Consider the following 361-nt stretch of genomic DNA (forward strand, 5'->3'; position numbering starts at 1 on the left):
CCAGAGACTCCGCCGATGGCGACGATCTTGTTTAAAGGAACGTCCACATCAATATTTTTCAAGTTATGGACCCGTGCGCCGCGGATCTTGATTTTTTCGATCATAGTTTCTCCCTACTGCCCGTTCTTCGAATACATCACCTTCGCGCTGATCCCCTTGATCTTTCCAAGCTTCCCTGAAAGCGCACTGATCCGGTCAGACGGGGCGTCAACGATGACACTGATGATGTTCACTTGTTTCTTCTCGTACGGAAGTCCCATTCTTCCGATAATATACGGGCTGTAATCGTGAAGGATTCTGTTGATCTCCCCCACAGCCTCTTTATCTTCCACAATAATTCCCACTACCGCGATTCTTGTTT

At 47.9% G+C, this 361-nt stretch carries 1 protein-coding gene; it reads right to left on the bottom strand.

The features are described 5' to 3' along the window. Positions 1–113: 113 nt before the first annotated feature. Positions 114–361: TM1266 family iron-only hydrogenase system putative regulator (locus PZH32_RS11800; RefSeq protein ID WP_275208444.1), on the bottom strand; the 248-nt coding region annotated here is incomplete at its 5' end.

The organism is Adlercreutzia equolifaciens, assembly GCF_029076695.1.
In the GTDB taxonomy this organism is placed as follows: Bacteria; Actinomycetota; Coriobacteriia; order Coriobacteriales; family Eggerthellaceae; genus Adlercreutzia; species Adlercreutzia equolifaciens_A.